At 49.9% G+C, this 6,201-nt stretch carries 11 protein-coding genes; 1 reads left to right on the forward strand and 10 read right to left on the reverse strand.

The window, feature by feature from the left end; genetic code table 11:
* Window positions 1-10: 10 nt before the first annotated feature.
* Genes rplV through rpsJ form a run of 7 tightly spaced genes read right to left on the reverse strand, consistent with a single transcriptional unit; the run spans window position 11 to window position 3,380 of the window.
* On the reverse strand, window positions 11-343 hold the full coding sequence (gene rplV / locus OGY18_RS24355) for a 50S ribosomal protein L22 (RefSeq protein ID WP_000448832.1): 333 nt from the start codon (window positions 341-343) through the stop codon (window positions 11-13).
* 14 nt (window positions 344-357) lie between these two features.
* Window positions 358-636: a 30S ribosomal protein S19 gene (gene rpsS, locus OGY18_RS24360; protein ID WP_001138115.1), complete on the reverse strand. Its 279-nt coding sequence runs from the start codon at window positions 634-636 to the stop codon at window positions 358-360.
* 16 nt (window positions 637-652) lie between these two features.
* Complete coding sequence (gene rplB / locus OGY18_RS24365; protein ID WP_000301869.1) at window positions 653-1,474, reverse strand: 50S ribosomal protein L2; 822 nt, start codon at window positions 1,472-1,474, stop codon at window positions 653-655.
* A gap of 17 nt (window positions 1,475-1,491) precedes the next feature.
* Window positions 1,492-1,794 carry a 50S ribosomal protein L23 gene (gene rplW / locus OGY18_RS24370; RefSeq protein WP_000617546.1) on the reverse strand — a complete coding sequence of 101 codons (303 nt, stop codon included), beginning with the start codon at window positions 1,792-1,794 and terminating at the stop codon, window positions 1,492-1,494.
* A complete protein-coding gene (rplD, locus tag OGY18_RS24375) occupies window positions 1,791-2,396 on the reverse strand; it encodes a 50S ribosomal protein L4 (RefSeq protein ID WP_003031119.1) in 606 nt (201 codons plus the stop codon). Before rplD ends, rplW begins: the two co-directional genes overlap by 4 nt.
* 10 nt (window positions 2,397-2,406) lie before the next feature.
* A complete protein-coding gene (rplC, locus tag OGY18_RS24380; RefSeq protein WP_003031117.1) occupies window positions 2,407-3,036 on the reverse strand; it encodes a 50S ribosomal protein L3 in 630 nt (209 codons plus the stop codon).
* A gap of 32 nt (window positions 3,037-3,068) precedes the next feature.
* Window positions 3,069-3,380 carry a 30S ribosomal protein S10 gene (gene rpsJ / locus OGY18_RS24385; RefSeq protein ID WP_001181005.1) on the reverse strand — a complete coding sequence of 104 codons (312 nt, stop codon included), beginning with the start codon at window positions 3,378-3,380 and terminating at the stop codon, window positions 3,069-3,071.
* A gap of 379 nt (window positions 3,381-3,759) precedes the next feature.
* On the opposite strand from rpsJ, the gene OGY18_RS24390 reads away from it, so the two are divergent.
* On the forward strand, window positions 3,760-4,227 hold the full coding sequence (locus OGY18_RS24390) for a prepilin peptidase (RefSeq protein WP_008786290.1): 468 nt from the start codon (window positions 3,760-3,762) through the stop codon (window positions 4,225-4,227).
* Here the strand turns inward: OGY18_RS24390 and bfr are convergent.
* From bfr to tuf, 3 genes are all read right to left on the reverse strand, one after another.
* Window positions 4,224-4,700, reverse strand: coding sequence for a bacterioferritin (gene bfr / locus OGY18_RS24395; protein WP_003827773.1), 477 nt, complete (start codon window positions 4,698-4,700; stop codon window positions 4,224-4,226). The two genes, OGY18_RS24390 and bfr, sit on opposite strands and share 4 nt — an antisense overlap.
* A gap of 71 nt (window positions 4,701-4,771) precedes the next feature.
* On the reverse strand, window positions 4,772-4,966 hold the full coding sequence (bfd, locus tag OGY18_RS24400; RefSeq protein ID WP_003031111.1) for a bacterioferritin-associated ferredoxin: 195 nt from the start codon (window positions 4,964-4,966) through the stop codon (window positions 4,772-4,774).
* A gap of 185 nt (window positions 4,967-5,151) precedes the next feature.
* A partial coding sequence (gene tuf / locus OGY18_RS24405) for an elongation factor Tu (protein WP_063942044.1) occupies window positions 5,152-6,201 on the reverse strand: 1,050 nt, incomplete at its 5' end.

Genomic DNA, 6,201 nt, shown 5'->3' on the forward strand with positions numbered 1-6,201 from the left:
CTCCAGAGTCTCAGCGATCGGACACAACCACAGTAATGTGGCTGGTGCGCTTCAGGATGCGATCTGCACGACCTTTTGCACGCGGCATAATGCGCTTCATGCTCGGGCCTTCGTCTACGAAAATTTTCGTAACTTTCAGATCGTCAATGTCAGCGCCATCGTTGTGTTCAGCGTTAGCAATGGCAGATTCCAGGACTTTCTTAACCAGTACAGCCGCTTTCTTATTGGTGTAGGTCAGAATATCCAGAGCCTGCGACACTTTCTTACCGCGAATCAGGTCTGCAACAAGGCGAACCTTCTGAGCAGAAGAACGAGCATGGCGATGTTGAGCTAAAGTTTCCATCTCTTCCTCCTACCTTATTTCTTCTTCGCTTTTTTATCAGCAGCGTGGCCGCGATAAGTACGAGTCGGTGCGAATTCACCCAGTTTGTGACCGACCATTTCGTCGGAAACAAATACCGGAACGTGCTGACGACCATTATGGACAGCGATGGTCAAACCGATCATGTTAGGAAAGATCGTTGAACGACGGGACCAAGTGCGCAGGGGCTTCTTGTCTCCGCTTTCCACCGCTTTCTCTACCTTCTTCAGCAAGTGCAGGTCAATAAAAGGACCTTTCTTGAGAGAACGTGGCATGGCTTATCCTCTAAAATTATTTGCTACGGCGACGTACGATGAATTTATCAGTACGCTTGTTGCTGCGGGTCTTCTTACCTTTGGTCTGAACGCCCCACGGAGTTACCGGGTGCTTACCAAAGTTACGACCTTCACCACCACCATGTGGGTGGTCGACTGGGTTCATCGCAGTACCGCGAACGGTAGGACGAACACCACGCCAGCGTGCAGCACCTGCTTTACCCAGAACGCGCAGCATATGCTCAGCATTGCCAACTTCGCCCAGAGTTGCACGGCAGTCTGCTTCGACTTTACGCATTTCACCAGAACGCAGACGCAGGGTGACATAAGCACCATCACGAGCAACGATCTGAACGTAAGTACCAGCGGAACGTGCCAGCTGACCGCCTTTACCTGGTTTCATTTCTACGTTATGAACGGTAGAACCAACCGGGATATTGCGCATCGGCAGGGTGTTACCTGCTTTGATTGCAGCATCAACGCCAGACTGAATCTGGTCGCCAGCTTTCAGGCCTTTAGGGGCCAGGATGTAACGGCGTTCACCGTCTTTGTACAGAACCAGCGCGATGTTCGCGGAGCGGTTCGGATCGTACTCAAGACGTTCAACAACTGCCGGGATACCGTCTTTGTTGCGTTTGAAGTCAACAATACGATAAGCCTGCTTGTGACCACCACCGATGTGACGAGTGGTGATGCGGCCATTGTTGTTACGACCACCGGATTTGCTGTTTTTTTCAACCAGCGGAGCAAAAGGTTTGCCCTTGTGCAGCTCTGGGTTGACCACTTTAACAACGTGGCGACGACCCGGAGATGTCGGTTTACATTTAACAACTGCCATTGTATTACTCCTCCGACTTACTCAGCGCCGCCGACGAAGTCCAGATTCTGGCCTTCCTTCAGGGTGACGTAAGCTTTTTTCCAGTCGCTACGACGACCGATACGCTGTCCGTGACGTTTAACTTTCCCTTTAACTACCAGGGTGTTAACGACTTCGACTTCGACTTCAAACAGTTTCTGCACAGCAGCTTTGATTTCTGCTTTGGTCGCGTCTTTAGCAACTTTGAGAACGATGGTGTTAGTTTTTTCCATCGCAGTAGACGCTTTTTCAGAAACGTGCGGTGCGCGCAGCACTTTCAGCAGACGTTCTTCACGAATCATGCCAGCATCTCCTCAACTTGCTTAACAGCATCAGCAGTCATTACGACTTTGTCGAAGGCGATCAGGCTAACCGGGTCGATACCAGTTGCATCGCGTACGTCAACCTTGTGCAGGTTGCGCGCAGCCAGGAACAGGTTTTCGTCCAGCTCACCGGTGATGATCAGCACATCTTCCAGAGCCATGTCTTTCAGTTTCTGTGCCAGCAGCTTAGTTTTAGGCGCTTCTACAGAGAATGATTCGACAACGATCAGACGATCCTGACGTACCAGTTCGGACAGAATGCTTTTCAGCGCGCCGCGGTACATCTTTTTGTTAACTTTTTGACTGTGGTCCTGTGGACGAGCAGCGAAGGTCACGCCACCTGAACGCCAGATCGGGCTCTTGATAGAACCTGAACGCGCACGGCCGGTACCTTTCTGGCGCCACGGCTTTTTGCCTGAACCAGTTACTTCAGCACGAGTCTTCTGAGCACGAGTACCCTGACGAGCACCAGCTGCATAAGCAACAACAACCTGGTGAACCAGCGCTTCGTTGAAATCACGACCGAAGGTAGTTTCGGAAACAGTCAGCGCGCTCTGCGCGTCTTTCAATACTAATTCCATTGCTATCCCCTTACGCCTTCACAGCTGGTTTAACGATCAGGTCGCAACCGGTCGCACCCGGAACACCACCTTTAACCAGCAGCAGGTTGCGCTCAGCGTCAACACGTACTACGTCCAGGCTCTGAACGGTTACACGTTCGTTGCCCAGCTGACCTGCCATTTTCTTGCCTTTGAACACTTTGCCCGGAGTCTGGTTCTGACCGATAGAACCCGGAACGCGGTGAGACAAGGAGTTACCGTGAGTAGCGTCCTGGGTACGGAAGTTCCAGCGCTTAACGGTACCAGCGAAACCTTTACCTTTAGAGGTACCGGTTACGTCAACTTTTTTAACGTCAGCAAACAGTTCAACGCTAATGTTCTGACCAACGGTGTATTCTTCACCATCTGCCAGACGGAACTCCCACAGGCCGCGGCCAGCTTCTACGCCAGCTTTAGCAAAGTGGCCAGCTTCCGGCTTAGTTACGCGGTTAGCTTTTTTAGCACCGGTGGTAACCTGAACAGCGCGATAGCCATCGTTAGCCAGATCTTTAACCTGAGTAACGCGGTTTGCTTCAACTTCGATAACGGTTACTGGGATAGATACGCCATCTTCAGTGAAGATGCGGGTCATACCCACTTTTTTACCGACTAAACCAATCATTGTATCAACCTCTCAATCGCTCGATGACCTGATTAACCCAGGCTGATCTGCACGTCTACACCGGCAGCCAGGTCCAGACGCATCAGAGCATCAACGGTTTTTTCAGTTGGCTCAACGATGTCAACCAGACGCTTGTGAGTACGGATCTCGTACTGATCACGCGCGTCTTTGTTGACGTGCGGGGAGATCAGAACGGTGAAACGCTCTTTGCGGGTCGGCAGCGGGATCGGACCACGAACCTGCGCACCAGTGCGCTTGGCAGTCTCGACGATTTCCGCGGTTGATTGATCGATCAGACGATGATCAAACGCTTTCAAACGGATACGGATTCTTTGGTTCTGCATGAGACCAGAGCTCCAATTATTTTATAGACGAAATAGTTACTCCTCAAACCCATTACGATTGATGGGAGAGTGTAACCGTTCTTACAGAGTTCCCCGATTGGGAACATTGTCTGGTATTGCTTTCGCAGTACCGGTGGCTCATATCGAACCGCTGTCAATATTAGACAAGCCCGCGCATTATACGTAAATCTCAGTCTTAAGCAAGTGCCGCGTAGAAATTAATCACTCGTTCACAAATGCGGCGCTCCTTCCACTCTGATTGTATGTCCTGTGGTGCAACGCGTTTTCCGTGGAAGAGAGCATCCATAACCCACATTCCGAGCTTGTAGGGCCGCCGGGTTTACCTGAAGGTAAACTCTTTACCAGATAAGGCTTGCCCATGTACATCGACCTCCCCTTTCTGTTGATTTATGTTTCGCTATCAGGGTTGCTCTTAGTCCATGACCTACGTACCGGGTTACTGCCCGACAAATTTACCTGCCCTCTTTTGTGGGGCGGTCTTATTTATCATCAATGCTGCAGACCTGCACAGTTATCCGACGCGCTTTGGGGTGCTGTAGCGGGTTATGGGGTATTTGCTTTGTTCTACTGGGGGTATCGTTTGATATGCCGACAGGAAGGGTTAGGCTTTGGTGATGTCAAATTTCTTGCCGCGCTAGGCGCATGGCATCGCTGGGAATCATTACCACTTTTGGTTTTACTTGCCGCGGGTATGGCATGTTGCCTCACCGGGATTTCCTGCGTCCGTTACGGGAAACAGGTACTAAAAAACCCGCTGCCATTTGGGCCATATCTGGCGGCTGCGGGTTTTGTTATTGGCCTGCTAAGTATGATACAGGGCGGTTAGTCACTGACTTTAATTTGCGATTGCAGATAATTTTGTAAGCCAAGTTTTGCAATCAGGTCCAGCTCGGTTTCGAGCCAGTCAATATGCCCTTCTTCTTCAGTCAGGATCTCAATCATCATATCCCGGCTGACATAATCATGAACGCTATCGGCATAGGCAATGGCTTCACGTAAGTCTTTAGCGCCATCGAGTTCGAGTCGAAGATCGGATTGCAGCATCTCTTCAACGTCTTCGCCAATACCCAACTTGCCAAGATCCTGCAAGTTCGGGATCCCTTCTAAGAATAAAATACGCTCGATATATTTATCAGCGTGTTTCATCTCATCGATAGATTCATGGTACTCAACATCATTGAGGCGAGTCAGTCCCCAGTTTTTAAACATACGAGCATGGAGAAAATACTGGTTGATCGCGACAAGCTCATTTCCCAATAGTTTATTGAGATAATTTATGATCTTAACATCACCTTTCATTTTATAGTCCCTCCGCTTCCACTCTTAGAGCGTAGATGGGGCTACAGGGATGTCAAAAAAAAGAGTGTGACTTAGGCGATCTCTTTAAATTCTGGCATTTGCGTTAATTCATCCTGCATGACTTCGCGGGCAGCACGAATGCACTTACCGCATTGATTTCCAACAGGAATAAATTTACGTAATTGCTGAAAGGACTGAGGATGAAACTGGCGAACAGCCTGACGTATTTTTTTATCACTTATCGCATTACACAAACAAACGTACATGATCGCTCCCGTTCAATTTCTGCGCAAAGTGTAAATGAGAATAGTTATGATTACAATAGCACAACGCGATTTACGCGGCGGGAGAATGAATAAAAAATGCGAATAAATATGACAACGACTAAATTGCAGATAACAAAAAGGGCGCCGAAGCGCCCTTTTTAAGCTCAAAGCTAATTAATCAATAATTAGCTCATTACTTTAGCAACAACGCCCGCACCAACAGTACGGCCGCCTTCACGGATTGCGAAACGCAGACCGTCGTCCATCGCGATCGGGTGGATCAGGGTAACAACCATTTTGATGTTGTCGCCCGGCATTACCATCTCTACGCCTTCTGGCAGTTCGATGGTACCAGTCACGTCAGTAGTACGGAAGTAGAACTGCGGACGGTAGCCTTTGAAGAACGGAGTATGACGGCCGCCTTCGTCTTTGGACAGAATGTACACTTCAGATTCGAACTTGGTGTGCGGCTTGATAGAGCCCGGCTTAGCCAGTACCTGACCACGTTCGATTTCTTCACGTTTGATACCACGCAGCAGAACACCAACGTTCTCACCAGCACGGCCTTCGTCCAGCAGTTTGCGGAACATTTCAACGCCAGTACAGGTAGACTTAGCAGTCTCTTTGATACCAACGATTTCAACTTCTTCACCAACTTTGATGATACCGCGCTCTACACGACCGGTAACAACGGTACCACGACCGGAGATGGAGAATACGTCTTCGATAGGCAGCAGGAACGGCTTGTCAATCGCACGCTCTGGTTCTGGGATGTAAGAATCCAGGAAGCCAGCCAGTTCGATGATTTTCGCTTCCCACTCTGCTTCGCCTTCCAGCGCTTTCAGAGCAGAACCACGAACGATCGGAGTGTCGTCGCCCGGGAAATCGTACTGAGACAGAAGTTCACGAACTTCCATTTCTACCAGTTCCAGCAGCTCTTCGTCATCAACCATGTCGCATTTATTCAGGAACACGATGATGTACGGAACACCTACCTGACGACCCAGCAGGATGTGCTCACGAGTCTGCGGCATCGGGCCGTCAGTCGCAGCAACAACCAGGATCGCGCCGTCCATCTGCGCAGCACCGGTGATCATGTTTTTAACATAGTCGGCGTGGCCCGGGCAGTCTACGTGTGCGTAGTGGCGAGTCGGGGTGTCATATTCAACGTGAGAAGTGTTGATGGTGATACCACGAGCTTTTTCTTCCGGCGCGTTATCGATCTGGTCGAATGC

The sequence above is a fragment of the Citrobacter sp. Cpo142 genome (assembly GCF_030332425.1).
Lineage (GTDB): Bacteria > Pseudomonadota > Gammaproteobacteria > Enterobacterales > Enterobacteriaceae > Citrobacter > Citrobacter portucalensis.

What these genes read in the sequence shown, in the direction of transcription:
- rpsJ (WP_001181005.1), bottom strand. Translation starts at nt 3,380, where the DNA reads ATGCAGAACCAAAGAATCCGTATCCGTTTGAAAGCGTTTGATCATCGT.
- rplW (WP_000617546.1), bottom strand. Translation starts at nt 1,794, where the DNA reads ATGATTCGTGAAGAACGTCTGCTGAAAGTGCTGCGCGCACCGCACGTT.
- bfd (WP_003031111.1), bottom strand. Translation starts at nt 4,966, where the DNA reads ATGTACGTTTGTTTGTGTAATGCGATAAGTGATAAAAAAATACGTCAG.
- rplD (WP_003031119.1), bottom strand. Translation starts at nt 2,396, where the DNA reads ATGGAATTAGTATTGAAAGACGCGCAGAGCGCGCTGACTGTTTCCGAA.
- bfr (WP_003827773.1), bottom strand. Translation starts at nt 4,700, where the DNA reads ATGAAAGGTGATGTTAAGATCATAAATTATCTCAATAAACTATTGGGA.
- OGY18_RS24390 (WP_008786290.1), top strand. Translation starts at nt 3,760, where the DNA reads ATGTACATCGACCTCCCCTTTCTGTTGATTTATGTTTCGCTATCAGGG.
- rpsS (WP_001138115.1), bottom strand. Translation starts at nt 636, where the DNA reads ATGCCACGTTCTCTCAAGAAAGGTCCTTTTATTGACCTGCACTTGCTG.
- rplV (WP_000448832.1), bottom strand. Translation starts at nt 343, where the DNA reads ATGGAAACTTTAGCTCAACATCGCCATGCTCGTTCTTCTGCTCAGAAG.
- rplB (WP_000301869.1), bottom strand. Translation starts at nt 1,474, where the DNA reads ATGGCAGTTGTTAAATGTAAACCGACATCTCCGGGTCGTCGCCACGTT.
- rplC (WP_003031117.1), bottom strand. Translation starts at nt 3,036, where the DNA reads ATGATTGGTTTAGTCGGTAAAAAAGTGGGTATGACCCGCATCTTCACT.